9 protein-coding genes are annotated in these 20,303 nt (G+C 48.0%); 7 read left to right on the top strand and 2 right to left on the bottom strand.

Features of this window, described 5'->3' with window-relative positions:
• Positions 1-119 precede the first annotated feature (119 nt).
• Both IEX81_RS06025 and IEX81_RS06030 read left to right on the top strand, forming a co-directional pair.
• The gene (locus tag IEX81_RS06025; protein WP_188802177.1) at positions 120-1,916 is read left to right on the top strand and encodes a carbon starvation CstA family protein; all 1,797 of its coding nucleotides are present in this window, start codon (positions 120-122) and stop codon (positions 1,914-1,916) included.
• Between the two features lie 268 nt (positions 1,917-2,184).
• Positions 2,185-2,547, top strand: a complete 363-nt coding sequence (locus IEX81_RS06030) for a CHY zinc finger protein (RefSeq protein WP_229727496.1) — start codon at positions 2,185-2,187, stop codon at positions 2,545-2,547.
• 182 nt (positions 2,548-2,729) lie between these two features.
• On the opposite strand, the gene IEX81_RS06035 is transcribed toward IEX81_RS06030, so the two are convergent.
• Positions 2,730-3,146, bottom strand: coding sequence for a hypothetical protein (locus IEX81_RS06035; protein ID WP_229727497.1), 417 nt, complete (start codon positions 3,144-3,146; stop codon positions 2,730-2,732).
• Positions 3,147-3,856: 710 nt separating this feature from the next.
• Between IEX81_RS06035 and helD the strand changes: the two genes are divergently transcribed.
• Positions 3,857-6,184 (top strand): RNA polymerase recycling motor HelD, encoded by a 2,328-nt coding sequence (gene helD, locus IEX81_RS06040; RefSeq protein ID WP_188802178.1) that lies wholly within the window; start codon positions 3,857-3,859, stop codon positions 6,182-6,184.
• Between the two features lie 169 nt (positions 6,185-6,353).
• A complete protein-coding gene (locus IEX81_RS06045; protein ID WP_188802179.1) occupies positions 6,354-7,250 on the top strand; it encodes a DMT family transporter in 897 nt (298 codons plus the stop codon).
• Positions 7,251-7,414: 164 nt separating this feature from the next.
• Here IEX81_RS06045 and IEX81_RS06050 read toward each other — a convergent pair whose 3' ends face one another.
• Complete coding sequence (locus tag IEX81_RS06050; RefSeq protein WP_188802180.1) at positions 7,415-10,447, bottom strand: ATP-binding protein; 3,033 nt, start codon at positions 10,445-10,447, stop codon at positions 7,415-7,417.
• Positions 10,448-10,659: 212 nt separating this feature from the next.
• Here IEX81_RS06050 and IEX81_RS06055 point away from each other — a divergent pair, with 212 nt between their 5' ends.
• The 3 genes from IEX81_RS06055 (at position 10,660) to IEX81_RS06065 (ending at position 20,249) form a co-directional block, all read left to right on the top strand.
• Positions 10,660-11,736 (top strand): response regulator, encoded by a 1,077-nt coding sequence (locus IEX81_RS06055; RefSeq protein ID WP_188802181.1) that lies wholly within the window; start codon positions 10,660-10,662, stop codon positions 11,734-11,736.
• Between the two features lie 1,299 nt (positions 11,737-13,035).
• Positions 13,036-19,071, top strand: a complete 6,036-nt coding sequence (locus IEX81_RS06060; RefSeq protein ID WP_188802182.1) for a SpaA isopeptide-forming pilin-related protein — start codon at positions 13,036-13,038, stop codon at positions 19,069-19,071.
• 530 nt (positions 19,072-19,601) lie between these two features.
• Entirely contained in the window at positions 19,602-20,249 is a 648-nt protein-coding gene (locus IEX81_RS06065; RefSeq protein ID WP_188802183.1) for a class A sortase, read from the top strand.
• Positions 20,250-20,303: the final 54 nt, after the last annotated feature.

Genomic DNA, 20,303 nt, shown 5'->3' on the forward strand with positions numbered 1-20,303 from the left:
ATTTCAAAACGGGGTAGCGGCTTTCTATCCGCCCGTTATACGATCAGGCACCTTTTTCCTTTACAATTGAGAAAAGTTCTCGCTCGAGGCCTGACAACGAATTGAGGAGGAGTAAAAAAGTGAGTGCAATGACCATTGTGATTGGCTCGATCTGTATTCTGGCAATAGCGTACCGATTTTACGGAGTTTTTATGGCGAACAAAGTATTGCGTTTGAGCGACGGCACGGTGACGCCGGCGCATGCCCTTGCGGACGGGAAAAACTATGTCCCGACCAACCGCTGGGTTGTATTCGGACATCATTTTGCAGCCATTGCTGCGGCCGGCCCTCTAGTCGGGCCGGTTCTTGCCGCACAGTTCGGTTATCTTCCCGGCCTGCTCTGGCTTCTGATCGGAGCAGTGATCGGAGGAGCCGTGCATGATATGGTCGTTCTCTACGCGTCGATGCGGCACGATGGCAAGTCGCTGTCTGAAGTGGCCAAAAAAGAGCTGGGGCCGGTGGCCGGGTTCTGCACCGGGCTTTCGATGCTGCTCATCATCACAATCACGATGGCCGGACTATCGATGGTTGTTGTCAATGCCCTCACCAATAATTCATGGGGTGTATTTACCGTCGCGATGACGATACCGATCGCGATGGCGGTCGGCCTTTATTACCGCAAAAGTGGTAATCTGAAAATTGCTTCGACGGTCGGTTTCCTCTTTATCATGCTGGCTGTGTTTGCAGGTCCGTACATTCAAAATATACCGCTCGGACATTTTTTGACGCTTGATGCGAAGACACTGTCCATCCTGCTGCCCGTTTATGCGTTTTTTGCGGCGGCCCTGCCGGTCTGGCTTTTGCTGACGCCGCGCGACTACCTGAGCTCTTTCATGAAAATCGGTGTTTTTGCCGCGCTGATTATCGGTGTCTTTATCGTTAATCCGATGATCCGCATGCCGGCGCTGACACAATTTACAGGCGGAGGCGGACCGGTCATCGGCGGGCCGGTCTGGCCGTTCATTTCGATCACTATCGCTTGCGGGGCGATTTCCGGCTTTCACGCCTTCGTCAGTTCAGGAACCACTCCGAAGATGCTCGATCGCTGGACGGATATCAAATTGGTGAGTTTCGGAGCCATGCTGGTTGAATGCCTGGTCGGTATCATGGCACTGATCGCCGCGACAGCGCTTCACCCGGCCGATTATTTTGCGATTAATTCCGTGCCTGCAGTATTTAAGACGCTCGGCATGAACGTCGTCAATCTGCCGCAGCTGAATCATGAAATCGGACTGGGGCTTGCCGGCCGGCCGGGCGGCGCCGTGACACTCGCAGTCGGAATGACCTACATTTTTACAAGCATTCAGTGGTTCAGCCACCTTGCCCCTTATTTCTTCCAATTCGTGATTTTGTTCGAAGCGGTTTTCATTCTGACGGCAGTTGATGCAGGAACCCGTGTCGCCCGCTATTTGATCCAGGACTTTTTCGGAGAATTTTATGCACCGCTGAAAAGAGCGGACTGGCTGCCGGGTTCCATTTTTGCAAGCGCTCTCGCTTGCCTTTTATGGGGCTATCTGCTCTTCTCCGGTAATATCGGTTCCATATGGGTGCTCTTCGGTGTTTCCAATCAGTTGATGGCGGCAATCGGACTGATTGTCGGCGCCACGTTTGTCTTGAAGATCGCTGTCAGGAAACGTTATATGCTGACCTGTCTGATTCCGCTCGCCTATCTGTACGCCACGGTGAACGTGGCCGGCTACTGGATGATCACACATGTGTACCTGAATCCGGCTGCTCCCGGATTCAGCCTGCTCAACGCGACTCTGTCGATCATCATGCTCATTCTCGGTTTCGTGATCATGGTCACCGCAATAAAAAAATGGCTGGAAATGTGGCGTGAATCGCGTATCGACATAGAAGAGCTGACAGTTGGCTGACGGCTGTGCAGCCAGCGGCAGGAGATGAGGCGCCCGCCCCTCGCCGGCCGCTTTTATACAAATAAGAATCCAAAGATTAGCGAAATTAAGTAGAAAAACTAAGGCTCAGCCGGCGCTTGAGAGCTGACTGAGCCAAGTTTTTCTTTACATACACTTTTCTGAATGACAGGTGAAAAACAAGCGTGCGGTCCGGACCTTACTCCGAAAACATCCGTTTGCGCAGATAGGTACAACGACCGGCAAAGATAAGTTACAATAATAAAAAGGATTGATTGGAAAGAGGAGAAGACTCATCAAGACTCATCAAAATGTACGGGGAATCGGAACAGACGGAGAGACGCGTTGTGCCCATTATCATACGGAAAGGGATATCATAGCGATAAAATTTAAATGCTGCGACACTTATTATTCCTGTTATGCATGCCATGAGGCGCTGGCCGGTCACCCGGCAAAAGTTTGGGAACGTGACCAGTTCGATGAAAAAGCGATTCTGTGCGGTTCATGCGGTCATGAGCTGACGATTCGTGACTACATGGCGTGCGGTTTCAGCTGCCCGAATTGCGGCGCCCTGTTTAACCCAAGATGCGCCCTGCATTACCCGCTTTACTTTGATATGAATAAACACTGCTGAAGTTGCCTTCAGCTTGCCGCGCCATAAAAAGGATCAAAAAAAGCTCTTCATCCGCGCAAAGCGGGAAGGAAGAGCTTGGCACAAAAGTATAAAAAGATAGCGGAATTTTGCATAAGAAAAAACTTAGGCTCAGCCGGCATCAGAGCCTTGGCTGAGCCGATTTTTTCTTAATAATCCGACGGTCAGCTGAGAATTTTATTTTTCGAATAAATACCCTTGATTTCTTCCGGCGTCTTGCCGCGGACAAGCAGGCAGAAATTCTCATAACCAATTTCCCGGTGACCGTTCATCAGCTGTTCAAGCGCCTGCAGGCCTTGCGGATGTTTATTGATCTTTTCAATCTCGCTTTTATACAGATCGATAATGGACCGCTGGACGAAATGAGGAGCAAAACGGGCGGCGAATTTTTCATTTCCCAGCATCAGGCCGCACAAATATTCATATTTAAACTGCAGCTGGCGGGTGAAATTCACAAGGTGAAGCAAACGGTAGAACGTGTTCGGATAATTTGCCTTGAAATCTTCAATAGCCGCCTGCGCTTTTTTGAGATCTTGAATACTGCTGATCATTTTCATCACATGATCTCCTTTCCATTCCATCGGATAACCGCCCATCTCTTTAGAATTATGTCCGCAAGTGTACGCAGCGATCCATTTCATCATTCATGTTCAAAGGCCCATCGTTCAAGAAAGCGATTTCTGTTTCGGTGAAATTACAGGAATTTCAAGATGAAATCACTCTCCGAATTTCATCGTTCCTACTGCTATTACATGCGTAAATTTAGAAACCCGTTTCGGTTATCTCTGACTGAATCCGTCACAGAAATGAATTTTCTTACACTATAGGAAAGTATAAAAATTTTAAGGATTATAGTGTAAGGGACCGAACAGATCGCCGCGTCCTGCGGCATGTTCGGCATTAGGCCGTCCCGGACCCCGCAACTAAGGCTCAGCCTACGTCAGGGCTTGGCTTCGCCAAGTTTTCTAATATTCTTATGCTTAGCTTATCTCTTTTTGATCAAACTGTAAAATGATTCTTTTTTATTAAAACGATGCCGACAGAACATGACTATACTGAAGAAAGAGGGAAACAAAGCAGCTGTATCTGCCGAAAACCTGAATATTGAAGTTTCCGGCTAAGCATGATATAGTTAAAACTCAATAGAGGGAAAAGTACATTAAAAAGCCAAACTTTAACGTATCACATATGAACTTTTTTGTCAATATAAAATATCGAAAATGTCTTCAGTATGCGGAAAGCTGCTGTGTTTAAATCAGGTGACTTTTTAAGGGAACAAGAGGTGTTTTTCATGGTTCAAAATGAGCGTAAAAAAGAACAAAATCGGATAAATGAAGTGGTTGATGTCATTGGCTCGAAAATTGCCGGAATGACCGGCAAAAAAGAAGAAGTTAAGAAAGGAATCGTCGATCTTCGCAAAAATTTCTGGGAAGACGTAACGGTTAACCTCGATGAGATGGACGATGTTTATGAAACACAGGCAAGTATAAAGCAGCAGGCCGAGCTTCTGTCCGAACGCGAGCGGCGCCACGGACAGATGAACAGGGAGCTGAAGACATTGTTCCGCCTTCAGGATTCGCCTTATTTCGGCCGGATCGACTTTCAGGAGGAAGGTGAGCAAAAGACGGAGTCGCTCTATATCGGTATCGGTTCGCTGATGGACGCGCACAATGAGGAATTTCTGATCTATGACTGGCGCGCGCCGATCTCTAGCATGTACTACGATTATGCACCCGGACCGGCGAAATTCGACTCCATAGAGGGAGAAATCAAAGGCGAGATGAAACTTAAACGTCAGTTCATCATCCGGCATGGGCAGATCGACGGCATGTTTGATACCGGACTGACGATTGGGGATACGCTGCTTCAGGCTATGCTGGGCGGCAGGGCCTCCTCGCATATGAAAAGCATCGTTGCGACGATTCAGAAGGAGCAGAATCAGATTATTCGCAACGAGACGGACCGCTATCTCATTGTCCAGGGAGCTGCCGGGAGCGGCAAGACATCGGCGGCGTTGCAGCGTGTAGCGTTTCTGCTCTACCGCTATCGGAAAACGCTGCGTTCGGATAACATGCTTCTTTTTTCACCGAACCCGCTGTTCAGCAGTTTCATTTCGACGGTTCTCCCGGAACTTGGCGAAGAAAATGTTCTGCAGACAACTTTTAAAGATTTTATCGAAGAGCGGATCGGACACGACCTGCAGCTTGAAAATCCGTTTGATCAGACGGAGTCCTGTCTGACTATGGAGGAAAGCGAGGAGTACCTTCTGCGGACGGAGAGTATCCGTTTTAAAGCGTCCATCGCCTATAAACAGCTGATCGACCGCTGGCTGGAGCGACTTAAATATGAAGGAATGATCTTCCGCGATATTGTGTTTCGCGATGAAACGATTGTTTCGGGAAATGCGATCCAACGATTTTTCTATTCGCTGCCGCGGGAACAGTCCGTTCTGAACCGGATGGAGGATGTCCGCGACTGGCTGCTGCGCCGGATCGCCGTGTTTGTGAAGAAGGAGCGCAAAAAGGACTGGGTGCTGGAAGAGGGCGAACTTCTGGATAAGTCGGATTACGCGGAGGTCTTTCAGAAACTGCAGCAGGAGCGGCGGTTCAGTGAGGAAACATTCGACGACTACGACCGTGAGGAACAAATGCTGCGCAAGATTGTGATGAATCGACGCATCAAACCGCTTCGCCGCCGGATCAAACAGTTTGAGTTTGTCAACAGCCAGAAAGTGTACTCTGAAATTTTTTATCACGACCATGATGAAGAGCACGTTCCGGAACACTGGAAGGCGATCTGCCGCGCCACACGGATGCGTTTTGAAGAGGGCGACTGCCCGTGGGAAGATGCCGTTCCCTATCTTTATCTGAAAGAAAGGCTGCAGGGCAGGAAAGGAAATCAGGAAATCCGCCATCTGATTATCGACGAGGCCCAGGATTATTCTCCCGTACAGCTGGCTTATCTGCAGGCGGCTTTTCCGCGAAGCCGGATGACGATTCTGGGCGATTTGAATCAGGCCATTTATGCACAGAGTTTTGCTGAAGAGACAATGCTGTCGGAGAACCTTTATAATCGTGAAGAGGTAAAGAAGCTGACTTTGCTGCGCAGTTACCGTTCTACAAGGGAAATCATGGATTTTGCACGCCATCTCGTGTCAGGCGGTGATCAGATCGAACCGTTTGAGCGCAGCGGGAAACTTCCGGAGTGGATTGATATTCGGGACGGCCGGAAAGAGGCGGTTATTCTTGACAAGATAGCCTCTTTCAAGACTGCGGGTTTTGAAACTTTTGCACTGATCGGCAAGACGATGAAAGAATGCAGGAAAATCTATGAGCAGCTGAAAAATAAAATCAAGGTGCGGCTGGTTACACAGGCGACCTATCAGTTTGATAAAGGCTTCATTATCATTCCCGCTTATCTGGCAAAAGGCATCGAGTTTGATGCGGCGATCATTAACGATGCATCCGCATCCAATTTTCACCGGGAAAATGAGCGGACGATCTTTTATACGGCCTGCACGCGCGCGATGCATGAGCTGATCATGCTTTCTTCCGGCGAAGCAACGCGTTTTCTTCGCGACGTACCGAAAGACAAGTATGTAAAGATGACAGGAGACTAAAGAAATTGCGGCTGTAAAGGCCCCATCATTGAAGCATAGGACAGTGGCGGGAGGGGTCTCTTTACTTTTACTTGATACATAATTGTGGTAATGTATCATTCGTTCAGAGTAAATAAACAGCTTGATCTGACAAGAGGATTAGACATATGAGAGAGAAGGATATGAGGCTGTGAAGAATTACAAGGTGCTGAGTTTTCTTGTTTTGGCCAATCTTTTTTGGGCCGGAAATTATGTATTCGGCAAATATGTTGTTGCCGAAATGACACCGGTACAGATGACATTCGAACGCTGGATGATCGCGGTTCTGTTTCTGTTCCCGCTGGCGCAATGGATTGAAAAACCGAAGTGGCGGGCCGTTTGGAAAGAGTGGAAAATACTGTTCGTTCTCTCTGTCCTCGGAATCCTCGGATACAATATCCTGCTTTATGAGGCGCTGCGTTTTACGACTTCATTGAACGCGGCGCTCGTTAATTCGATAAACCCCGCGATGATCGCGGTACTGGCCGTGTGGCTGCTGAAAGAGAAGCTCTCCCCTTTAAACAGCTTCGGACTAATTATTTCACTGCTTGGCGTACTCCTTGTATTGACGCACGGGCACCTGTTGCAGGTTTTTCAGGTCCACTACAACAACGGCGATTTGCTCATGCTTTGTGCCATCACCGTCTGGTCGTTTTATACACTGATTGGCAAAAAGATGAAAAAAGTGCCGCCGATTGCCGCAACCGCGGTTTCCGCCACGCTTGGCCTTATCGTTCTGTTTCCGTTCTTTCTGGTGTCCGGTTTCTCTTTCCGGCTCAGTCCGCCCGCTGCGATCGGCATCCTATATATCGCGCTTTTTCCGTCGGTCTGTTCCTTTGTTTTCTGGAACAGCGCCATCCGAGAAATCGGAGCGAGCCGGGCGGGTATTTTTCTGAACCTGTTGACGGTTTTTACGGCGCTGCTCAGCCTGCTTCTCGGCAATCCGATCACGCTTACGCAGATTGTCGGCGGTCTGCTCGTGATCGTCGGCGTCTATATGACCAACAAAAAAAGCACTGTTCGTTCTGCTGCAAAAGTGAGTGCGTGAACAGCCAAATGAGAAATGAGCGCCTTGCTGCAATCGCAAGGTGTTTTTTTACACTATAGGAAAGTATAAAAATTTTAAGGATTATAGTATAAGGGCAACTAAGGCTCAGCCTGCGCCAGGGCTTGGCTTCGCCAAGTTTTCTAATCAGGAGCAAATCGGGGCAGTCAAATCTGCGGAATACGCATCGATACGGTGGTTCCTTCTCCAGGTACACTTTTGATCTGCAGTTCGGTCCCGTAATAGTGTTTTAGCCTCTGGTTAATGTTTTTTAAACCGACGCTTTGCGGGTGGTTCGGCGTCAATACGTCCCGGATCTGATCTTCGGTCATGCCGACGCCGTCATCGGCGATACTGATGACGGAGCAGCCGTTTTCCTGCCGCGCAGCCAGTTTGACCCGGCCGCCTTTCTTCTTTTTTCCGATTCCGTGACGGACGGCGTTTTCAACGAGCGGCTGGATCATCAGCGGCGGAAGCGTGAAGTCCAGATTCTCCTCGATATCATAGTCCGCCCGGACACGGCCGGAGAACCGCATTTGTTCGATGGCCAGATAGGATTGCACGAGGGACAGTTCTCTTTTGAAAGAGCTGAGCGTCGATGTGTTCTGAAAATCAAAACTTCCCCTCAGATAGGCGGCGAACTGTGCGGTCATTTCCCTTGACTTCTCAACATCTTCATAGCTCAGCGCGATGATTGAGTTGAGTACGTTGTAAAGAAAATGGGGCCTGATCTGCGACTGAAGAAAGGCAACTTCCATCGTTTTCGCTTGGCTGGCCGATTTTTTCATAAAAATCAGGCCTTTAATACGCGCGGCAAATTCGGAGTAGTTATAGGGTTTCTGCAGAATATCGTTGGCACCGACGCGAAAGGCCTGATATTTATCGGATCCGAAGATTGCCGCGGTAATAATCAGGATGGGCAGATCGATCAGGCTGAACCGTTCTCGGACTTTGCTGCAGACTTGCAGACCGGTCATGCCCGGCATCATTAAATCCAGGATCATTAAATCAAGTTCCGAGTGCGCGACGATATCCAGGGCTTCCTTTCCGTTTTTAACGGCAATCACATTGTAAGGTACAGCCTCGAGCATATCGATGAGAATTTCCAGGTTCTCGATATGATCATCGACAATCAGGATGGTCGGAGCGTTCTGTTTTTTTGAGAAATAAGGTGTCGCAAGCGATACTTTACTTTGCTTTGTCGCCGATGTTTCAACGGGCTCTTTCAGATGATCGACAAGATCTGTATGGCTTTTAGCGACCGGGAGTGCCACATGGAAAACCGAGCCTTTGCCAACCTCCGATTCAAACCCTATTTTTCCGTTTTGAAGTTCAACAAGCTGTTTGACAATGCTCAGTCCCAGACCCGCTCCCTCGCTCGCATTCATTTCCACCTGCTGAAATGCATCGAAAACCGTCCGCCGCGCGGCTTCTGGAATTCCGATTCCGGTATCGGCGACACTGATCTGTACCTGTTCCTCCTTTTCTGCGGCTGAAACGGTGATCTGTCCTCTGTATGTATATTTAATCGCGTTGTCCAGCAGATTGTTTACAATTTGGCGGAAACGATTTTCATCCGCGAGAACCGGCGGGAGATCCTTTGGAATGCAGTTTATGATCGCCAGATTCTTTTTCTCGGCCTGAGGTTTGAAAAAAGCCAGTGCCACCTCAATCGATGAACGGACATCGATCGGAACAGGACGGACCGTGAGCATCCCTTGTTTTATTTTGGACAGATCGAGAATGTCGTTGACAAGATCGGAGAGGCGATAGCTCATATGGGTAACCAGCTCGATTTTCTCTTTTTCCTCGCTGATGGTCCTTTTATTCTTGCGGCTGAGCAAAGTCTGGCAGATATTAATAATCCCATTCAGCGGCGTCCGGAATTCATGCGATGTTTTGGCGATGAATTCATCTTTAAGTTTATCCATTCGGATCAATTCCTGCGCCAGGGACTCACTCCGATTAAAAGCATTGGAGAAACGCTGAGACATCAGCAGCGAAAGCATCAGCAGGAAGAGTATGGACGAAAAGGAGTACAGGGAAAAAAGCGTTTTGGAACTGTACGCGCTGATCGTCGTGATGATGACATAGACACTCATTGAAAGGGTCGCAATCATCAAATAGATACTTCCCTCGGTTCTCTTTATGATCGCCAGAACGAAGATGTATGTGGCATAGGTCAGGATGCCGACTGCCAGAAAGGAATGGAGAATCAGCTCGGTAGAGGTCAGAAAGTCCAAGGGGGTGAGATCCATAGTCAGAGTGACGAGTGAAAGGACAATCCCTCCGGCCGCCGCTTTCTTTGAGATAAGGTCCGGATACGAGTACAGCAAAAAGAGGAGCAGAGCGATTCCGATGAACAATGTCGTTGTCGTCTCGAGAATCGCGAGCGTACCATAAGAGAGACCGGGGACTAGGAGATAAATGACCCGTCCGGGGCTGATCCAGGAAATAATCACTGAAAAAAGCAGGCAAATAATTGAAAAAAACAGCAATTGAAGATCTTTCCTGCGCTGCATGAAATAACCGAGAAAATAAAGGCCCATGATGCAGAAAGCGACAATCATCATCAGGTCATTGAGCAGGGTCAGGTCATGGCTGCGCGAAATCTGCTGCTCGGTTCCCAAAACGAGCGGTTTGGCGATTCCCCATCCCGTAATCCTGGAAGCCCTGGATACTTGGATAATCAATTCATTATATCCGCGGTGAATTGGAAAATAACTGGTGTAAGGTTTGAGCGATGTCTGCTGATCTTTTTTCTCGGAAGGGGCACCGCTGTGGCCGATCAGTTGTCCATTCATATACATTCTGTTAGAACTATAAATAATGGCTGTTTGGATACCGAAAATCTGCTGATCCCGGTTGGAACGAATCAGCAGCCGGTAGGTCCCGGAACTCAAGTTGAATAGTTTTCCGCCCTTTACGCTCTGCGCATTATCGGGAACAGTCACTAATATTTTGTCTTTTCCTTTGCCCGCCTGGATCGCCCGTGGGGAGAGAATTTGGTTCGGATAAAAGCTCCACTCGCCGTTGAGCTGGACAGCGCCGTTTTTTTCAAAATTCCAATGTTCGAGATCAAGAGTCCCGCGCGCTGCCGCGGGACTGGCGGATACAGAAAAATGCGACCACGATAAAAAAATTAAAAAAAGGCCGATATAGACTAAAATGACAGTAATCAAAGCGGGTAAACGGTGCACGGCGTGTCACTCCTGAACATTTCGCTAATTCTCTACTATTCTATCAGTTCGACTGCCGGATTTGAATAGTCGTGAGCCGGGCAGCTCGCTTGACCGCAGAGTTTTTCAGTTTTCAAATGTTATAATGATTGCAAGAAACAGGGTATTCGGCAGCCGTTACAGACATAGAAAGAGAGCGGCATATCGGGGCTGCATCTGAAGGAGGAAGCTAGATGAGAGCGATCGTAGTTGATGATGAAGAACTGGCCTGTAAGCAGGTAAAGAAGATGCTGCAGGAGACAGGGGTCTTCCAGACTATCAAAACGTATACCGATCCTGAGGAAGCGCGTGATGATGCGCCGGCCCGGACGGCAGATGCTGCCTTTCTTGACATTGAAATGCCCGAGATTGGCGGCATAGATCTGGCTGAAGCACTCCAGGCCGTTAATGAAAAAATGCAGATTGTCTTTATAACGGCATATGACGACTTTGCCATCCAGGCATTTGATCTGAACGCCATCGACTACCTGCTGAAACCGGTCATGAAGCCTCGTCTTGAGAAAACAGTGGCCAGGCTGCTCAAAAACGGAGAAACAATCAGCCGGGACACTCCGGCAGGAGAAACGTTTGGCGTTGATTGTTTTGACAGTCTGAAATTTTACCGGATTTCACAAGAAAAGAAGGCATACCTCCCGGTTAAATGGCGGACATCAAAAGCGCGTGAACTCTATGCCTATCTGTTAAAAGAGCATGGCCGCTTCGTCAGTAAAGAGGTCCTGACCGACCTGTTTTGGCCGGATGCGGAACCCGGCAAAGCGAGCACGCAGCTTTACTCTACGATCTATCAAATCCGGAAGCTAATGGAAAAAATGCCTTTTCATCATCATATTGATAAAAATGATATGGGTTATTCGCTGAACATTTCCGATACGCCGATTGATGCCGAGGAATGGGAGAAGGGTCTGAGCGAACTTCAGCCGCTCGGCCCCACGTCATATGAACACCATCTTCAACTTTTCAGGGCATACAAAAACCACTATTTTGCGGAATACGGATACATATGGGCGGAACCGGAGCGCGTCAGGCTTTCCCGGCTCTGGATGGAACATGCCTTTCGGCTGATTGAATTCCTGATTCAGGAAAAAAACTATCCAGAAGCACTGAACATCTGCCAGAAAGTCGATAAAATCGAACCTGCCGATGAGAAAATCATGAAATATCAGATCTTGCTCTACAATAAAACCGGAAATGTCGAAGGCGCCATTCGCGTTTACGAACATTATAGAGAAACCAGAAACGCCATGAACTGAAAAGCAGCAGTACACTAAAAAAAATAGAGTATCCCTTTAACTCATTCGGACTTGAATTTTTAAAAATGATTGTACCGCTAGCTCATGTTAGAGCTCAAAGGATGAAACAAACCGATGAAAAATATGACGGATTTTTTTCTTCATACGACGACAATTGAGCCCATTTGACAATCAGCTCAGTAATCGGAGGCTATTTTATGAAAAAACGGGCTGAAAAGCTTATTTCCCTGTGTTCACAGAAGCACACAGCCGGACAATCGTCAGTAATGAGCAGAGAATCGACAGTAAAGGGTTGAGAATCAGCAGTAAATGGCAAAGAATCAACAGTAACGCTCAAAGAATCAACAGTAAACGACCTAGAATCAATAAGTGTGAAAACTCAGAACAATCCTGTGGGTAAATCATGAAGTGCCTGCATGAGCATCAGTATCTGCATGAGTTAAAGGGATACTCACATTTTTAAAAATGATAGGCTGAAGAATACTTTATTTCTAAAAAGCGATTCTTCTGCATTTTAGGGCGATAATCCTCGAGTTCAGGGCGACTCTTAAACGTCTTGGGGCGATTGTCCCCGATTTCAGGGCGATTCATTGCCTTGGGGCGTTAACCTCTGAATTAAAGGTGGATTGGGAACTTTTCCATCATATGCGTACAGCTGTGCAACGAGACAAACAGTGACTGATCATGAATCAACGGGATTATCAGTTAAAAAAATAGATTTTTTGAGGCGGGAAATCCGGCAAACGGATTTCCCACCTTTTCTGTGTCTGTGACTTATTACACATGATTCAGCAAAAACGCTGCATTTATTACGAAATGTAAACAAATGTTCAGAAATTGTATAGTTCTGTCTCATATACTCAAACCAGTATCGGAACTTGGGGGTACTCTACACATTTTCTAAAAAAATAATGGCTATGTTCCAATCTAATGTTGTTATTTCGACGAAAATGCATTACGCGAGACACCTGCGGGAACACGTGCCGGCGAGACCCCGCAGCCTCCAGCCTGTTCGAGGAGGTTCGCGGTGCGCCCGCGGCAAGCGAGCGCATGAAGCATAAACGATAAAAACAACAATTGGGTTTAACAGAGTCAAAAAAATTGAGACAAGTGGTGAGAAAACATGAAATGAAGCTGCACATAAAAATCATTTCTAAAAGCCTTTTAAACAGTCTTTTGCATATCCCGGAAAAGTTCCGAATTACAATAGATTTTACTTAAAAACAGCTGCTGTGCGCAGTAAAACGATGGAACAACAAGAGCGCAGATTACAAAAAAAGATAAAGGAGGAGAAATCCATTGAGATCGAAAAGACTGCCACTGGGACTCAAAAAGACAAAGCATACTAAATTTGTCAAACGACTGCTGTTCATCGGCCTGTCCCTGTTTGTCATTCTCAGCCAGCTGTCGATATCGCCGCTGGGAAAAGCGTTTGCGGATAATTCAACGACGGCAGCCAATCTTCAATTTTTTGATTCGGTTAAGCTGACAATCGGTGATCCGAATCATGCAGCGGATGTTACAACGCAAAATCCGCTTAAAGCGGGAGAAACCGTGAATATTGACTATGCCTGGACACAGAAGGCGGGGCAGGCATTCAGCCCGGGCCAGAAGTTCAGCATTCTGATTCCCGGTCAATTCACATTCGACAAGAATCTGAAAGGCAATGTGACACTGGCCGATAATCAGACCGTCATCGGCAGCTATTCCGTGACGGCAAACGGCAGCGGCACAAATGCAAATCAACTGACTGTTCAGTTTAACGATCAGGTGAAAAATCTGACGGGTGCCAGCGGAAAGCTGACGATTCCGGCGATATTTAATGTGGATGTAAAAACCGGAACAAGCACACTGCCGGTTGACTTTGATCTCGGAAATAACCAGAAGCAGACGATTGACATTCCGGTGTCGGCAGCCTCAAGTACAGCTTCAGGCGCAACTGCGAGCAGCACGTCCGGCTCTTCCGGTACGAGCAGCACGAATCATACAAATACAGCGAGCGGGTCATCGACTGCGGCCGTCACCGCACCGGCGGGAACGGCAAGTACAAGTACGGGTTCCGGTACACAGAATATCAGTACCCCAGCATTAACGGCAAATAGTTTAAGCAAACCGGGCTTCAGGAGCCTGATACAGGCATCAGTCATGGCTTCCGCACCGGCAGGCACGCAAATCACCCAAAATATATTAACAGGTGTAAAACTGACGGATGCGAATGGAAACGTCTATGATGCGTCCAATAAACCGACGACCAGTTCTCCGGCGAATATCTATTTCACATACACCATTCCTAATAATCTTAAAGTGAATGATGAAGATTACTATACTTTTAAACTGCCCAATGATTTTGCCATTTATAATATAATAGGGCCTCTTCCATTAAACGACGGGAATGGTACACAAATAGGAACATTTACGGTTGGCACTGATGGAACGGTGACGATGACGTTCATAAACAACGCAAGCAATGGAAACTATTTTGATAACCACTCAAATATAGCAGGAACGCTGGCGGTAAACACGCAATTTAATTCTCAGACGATCACGGGTTCAACGCAGCAGCAGATCACTTTTCCGATCAGCCAGCCGGTGACACTGACCATCCTGTTCAAACCGTCAAAGACGATGGATTCGATTGATAAACAGGGGTCACCAGATAAAAACATTAATCCGGCCAATATCAATTGGACGATCAACATCAATCAAGCGGAAAACACGCTGACGAATGCGAAGGTTACTGATCCGACACTGACGGGTCTCTCACTGAATACCGGCTCCATCCAGGTGTATCCGCTGACTGTCAATGTGGACGGAACGACAACGGTCGGCTCGTCTCCGGTTCCCGCCAGCGATTATACCTTAAAAGATTCAGACGGCAATCTTGAAATTGATTTTAATAAGCCGATAAGCAGCGCCTATCAAATCCAGTATTCAACGGCGATAACGGATGCTGGAAAGAGCATTAGCAGTTTCGACAATAAGGCGACATTAACAAGCGACGGGGTTTCGCCGGTAACTGCCGACGCACCGATAACCAATAAACGTGGTGATCATCTTACGAAGAAAGCTACTAGTTACGATGCGTCGACGCAGACCATTACCTGGACGATCAACTATAATGGCGACGATAAAAGTATACCGGGTGGCACCGTCCTGCACGACCTGTTTGACAACACTCAGTCACTGGTGAGCGGCTCGGTGCAGGTTTATCACGCGACGGTCAATGGCAACGGAAGTTTCTCTCAGGGTGCGCTGGTCGGCAGCGGAAGCGGCACTTACAGTGTGACGCCGACATCCGCATCCGGAAAGAACGGTTTTGACCTGACGTTTAATGGAAACAGCAACAGCGGCGCCTATCAGATTATCTATCAAACAAAGGCAAACGGCCTGGTCACTGCTGACGGAACGGTCAATAATTCCGTTCAAGAAAATTTGGGAACGCCGGTTAATACGTCGACAGGTATTGCTGAACAGGGCATCATCAAATCGAATACCGGCGCAAATTATGCGAATAAAACAACGACGTGGAAGATCACCGTCAACGGCAACCATTATCCGTTGAACAACGCCGTCATTACGGATACGTTTGACAATGCGGGACTCGCATTGCAGAACAGCACGTTTATCCTTCATGACGCGACGACGAACAAAGACCTTACCGAAGGAACGGATTACACATTATACTCAACGGTGAACGGTTTTATCGTAACATTTAAGGGTGTCTATGCGTCTACAAGCGACGCGTTTACGATCACGTACACAACAGATTTCAATTATGCGAATCTGGCATCAGGTAAGACGAGCTTTTCGAATACTTCAAAGCTGTCCTGGAACGATGCAAATGGAGACCCGCAGTCCAGCACGTCAACGGCGACGTTTACTCCGGACGGCTATACACAGTCCAACGGATTTAAGAACGGTTCTTATAATGCGGTGACCAAACAGATCACCTGGAACATCGGTGTGAACTATAACCTGGCTACGATCACTGATCCGGTGATCAGCGATCCGATTACAAGCGATCAGCAGTATGTTGACGGATCGCTCGAAGTCCACTATATGACTTTAACCGGCGGGGCAAACGGGATCAGCGTGGGAGCTAATGTGCCGACAGGCGATTATACGGTCGACTATCCGTCCAGTGCCAATAGCAACACCTTAACGGTTCACTTTAATCATTCAATTAACACACCTTATTACATTACTTTTAAAACATCACTTGCCGGGCAAATTGTCAACTCGTCTTACAGTAATACGGCGACTGTAAAAGACGGAAACACTCAGGTAACGACGCTTCCCGCTTCCGTCAGCCCGGCACACGGAGGTTCTTTCGCGACAAAAAATGGAACGCAGAATGGTAATTACGTGAGCTGGACTGTGAATATCAACTCGAGCCAGTCGACGATTTCCAATGCGCAGCTGCTCGACACGCCGACGAACAATCAGATCATCGATCCTAATTCATTCCATCTGTATCCGCAAACGGTTGATGCGGGCGGAAATCTGACAACGGATACGAGTCATGAACTGCAGCAGGGCAAAGATTATACATTAGCGATCAACACCGACAACAATACGGGTGCGCAGACATTCACGATTAAATTCGCCAATACGATCGACAGCGCCTATCAATTGGCTTATCAAACGATGATCAATGCGAATAATGGCGATACGTTAGGCAACACGGCCACATTATCCGGAAGCAACACGCAAACAGTCAGTCAGCAGACGAGCAAGAATGTTACCGTGCGGCTGTCAACCGGCTCCGGCACCGCCAGTGGTGTGAACGGGAGCCTGACCGTGTTCAAGGATGACGCAGTCAGCCATGCGCCACTGCCCGGTACGACGTTCACACTCTATGACAGTACAGGGACAACAGCGCTTCGTACGCTGACAACGGGCAGCGATGGCAAAGCAGCTTTTAACAATTTTAAATACGGTACTTACATTTTAAAAGAAACACAGGCACCGGTTGGTTATACCATCAGTGATGCATTAGTCAATGGGACTTATAAGGTCACGATTGACGCTTCCTCTTCAGCGACGGGCGCTGTGACGACTATTGACGACAATCAAAACAAAGTAATCCTGACTAAACAGGATGCGGCCGGGAATCCGCTGGCCGGTGCAATTTTCCAGCTGGAAAGCAACATTGGCGGAACTTGGACGCCCATCCGCACGGACCAGACGATTCAAAGTGATACGAACGGAAAGGTCGAAATCGACGGACTGGCACCGGGAAACTATCAGTTAACGGAATCATCCGCCCCAGCCGGTTATCTGGTTAATGGAACAACAATCCGTTTTACCGTCACAAAGAACGCAAATAATCAGGTTCTTGATGTAAATGCGGGAACGCTGACCGATTATCAGGGTTCCGCAGTGCTGACAAAAGACGACAACCAGAACCATCCTCTTGCCGGAGCGGTCTATGAGCTGCAAGTGCAGAACGGTGACGGGTCATGGAACACGGTAAAACAGAATCTGGCAACGGGAAGCGACGGCAAAATCAGCGCTTCCGGGCTCGCGCCGGGCACGTATCAGTTTGTTGAAACCCAGGCGCCAAACGGCTATACCGTGAATGCTTCTCCGGTTGGATTTACGATAGCGTCTAGCAGTTCGGGCGATCCTGGCACGCAGCAGCTGACCCAATCCGATGCTCAAAGCAGCGTCGTCCTGACAAAAGTCGATGCCAATGACAGCAACGCCAAACTGTCGGGTGCGGAATTTAAGCTGGAAGACGGCAGCGGCAATATAGTGACGAAGGATGCACGGGGAAATACGCTGAATCCGGTCTGGACGACCGATAAAAACGGTCAATTTACGGTCATCGGCCTCTCGGCAGGCACCTACCAGTTTATTGAAACAGCAGCGCCGACCGGCTATCAGCTGGATACAACACCGATTCCATTTACCGTTTCAAATACTGATACAAAAGCTCATTCGGTTACATCGTCAGATAAACCGAGTGCTGTCACACTGACGAAGGTTGACGCAAACGACAGCAACGCCAAACTTTCTGGCGCGGAATTCGCGCTGCAGGATGGCAGTGGTCAGCCGGTGACCGCTGATGCTGCCGGAAAGCCGCGGCCGGCAGTCTGGACAACGGACAGCAGCGGACAGTTCACGGTAAACGGATTAGCTCCCGGCAGCTATCAGTTTGTTGAAACAGCAGCCCCGAGCGGCTATCAACTGGATGCGACGCCGATACCATTTAAAGTGACGAATGCCGATACATCAGCGGTACCAATCCGGGCGACGGATAAGCTGAACAGTGTGACACTGACGAAGGTTGACGCAAATGACAGCAACGCCAAACTTCCGGGCGCGGACTTTAAACTCGTAGACAGTAAAGGGAACGCAGTAACAAAAGATGTGAAAGGCAACGATCTGCAGCCTACATGGACCACGGATTCTAATGGCCAGTTTACGGTTTATGGCCTGGCTCCGGGCAACTATCAGTTTGTTGAAACAGCAGCCCCGAGCGGCTATCAACTGGATGCGACGCCGATTCCGTTCAAGATCACCAACACAGATGTTGCAGCCGTTCCGATTACAGCAACGGATAAACTGAACAGCGTGACGTTAACGAAAGTCGATGCCAATGATCAGAGTGCGGTCCTTGCCGGAGCGGAATTCCAGCTTTTTGACAGTAACGGCAAGGCTGTTGAAAAAGATGCAAACGGCAAAACGCTTCCTTCTGTCTGGACAACAGATAGCAAAGGCCAGTTCACAGTGAACGGCCTTGCGCCTGGTGACTATCACTTTATAGAAACAAAGGCACCGGCGAATTACAATCTCGATGCCACCTCGATCCCGTTCAAGGTAACCAATACGGATGTCCAGGCGATTCAGATCACCGCAACAGACAAGCTGACACCGGGTGACGTTCAACTGACGAAGGTTGATAAGAACGACAACAATATCCACCTTCAGGGTGCAGTATTCAAACTGGAAGATAGTCATGGCGGAACGCTTAAAACAGGGTTGACAACGGACGGCAATGGACAATTTGTTGTCACAGGCCTTGCACCCGGAAATTACTTCTTCGTTGAAACAGCAGCACCAGGCGGTTATCAACTGGATGTGACACCGATTCCTTTCGTAATTGCGAAAGGCCAGGCGAAAGAGGTCGAAATTACTGCGATGGATACGCCGAATCAGATTCAAAAGGCACTATCCGGCGGCGGAACACAGACACAATCCAATAAGGCAGGAGGGCTTCCGATTACCGGTGATACGAGTGATACGGCAATGATGATAGGAGGAGCCATTCTCCTTTTAAGCGGCGGAGCCATTGCCCTATTCACAAGAAGACGGAAGAATCGCGATTAACTTGGTTGATAAGCAACTGAATTTTTCTCACCGGCATCTGATCATGTAAGATTGATCAGATGCTTTTTATTTAAACTGATTGTACCGTCTCTTCATGTCAGATCTCAGTTAGATTGAACAAGCCAATGAAAAATGGGGCGGATTTCCTTCATTCGATAACAATTGAAGCCACTTATTCATCATCTTAACAATCGGAAGCCGTTTTCCATCTGTTCACAGGCACAAATAGAAGACAATCAACAGTAAAGAACAGATAATCGACAGTAACTGGTTGAGAATCAACAGTAAAGAGCAGAGAATAGACAGTAATACTTAAAGAATCAACAGTAAACGATTTGAAATCAATGAGTGCGAATAGTCAGAACCTGGTTCGGCTTTTTAGATGCTGCTGACTGCTCAAATTCAGAGGAAGCCGGAAGATAAATTTTAGTTGTAATAATTGAAGACGTATTTTGGATTTAAATGAACAAATGGGATAATCAAATTAGTAAAGCAAAACAGGACAACTATGAAAACGAGGATGATCATGGATGCGGCGAAAGCTATTGATTGCGATTCTGATTTTGTCAGGCTTGATTCTGATCTTCTCCCCTTTTATAAAGGACGCGATGATCGGGTTCATGAGCACCCGTTACAGTGCTGAAAAACTGACAGCGGATCAGCTGAACGAAAACAATCATCGGAAGGCTACTTTTGACTTCGGTGCAATCCAGCCGCCGTCATTCTTCGAAACCCTGAAGGCGGGGACCAGCGTCGATCCAAGGGCGGTGATTGGTCAGATTACAATAAAAAGTGTAGGAATCAGCCTCCCTATTTTAAAAGGAACGACGACCGCGAATTTGCTCGCCGGGGCGACGACGATGCGCCCGGATCAGCAGATGGGTGAGGGAAACTATCCGCTCGCCGGCCACCATATGCGAAAGGAAAGCCTGTTGTTTGGACCGCTGATGAATATTCATATCGGCGCCCGGATCGTAATTACAGATCTAATAAAAGATTATACGTTCGAAGTGACGGCCAGAAAAATTGTTCCTGAAACAGACAGCAGCATGATTGATCAGACGAAAGAGAAACAGATCACGCTGATTACCTGTGATAAACCGACACGGACGCCGAACAGGCTGATTGTCACAGGAAAACTGATTGGCGTGAATCCCCATTATGCAAAGCAGCACTGAAGTAGTGTAAGATAAAAAGAGAGGCCGCGGATTGGGGTTCCGGGTGCTACTATT

The organism is Sporolactobacillus putidus (assembly GCF_014647035.1).
Taxonomy (GTDB): Bacteria; Bacillota; Bacilli; order Bacillales; family Sporolactobacillaceae; genus Sporolactobacillus; species Sporolactobacillus putidus.

Coding starts and splice junctions, on each gene's coding strand:
- IEX81_RS06065 (WP_188802183.1), top strand. CDS start 19,602: ATGCGGCGAAAGCTATTGATTGCGATTCTGATTTTGTCAGGCTTGATT.
- IEX81_RS06035 (WP_229727497.1), bottom strand. CDS start 3,146: ATGGAATGGAAAGGAGATCATGTGATGAAAATGATCAGCAGTATTCAA.
- helD (WP_188802178.1), top strand. CDS start 3,857: ATGGTTCAAAATGAGCGTAAAAAAGAACAAAATCGGATAAATGAAGTG.
- IEX81_RS06055 (WP_188802181.1), top strand. CDS start 10,660: ATGAGAGCGATCGTAGTTGATGATGAAGAACTGGCCTGTAAGCAGGTA.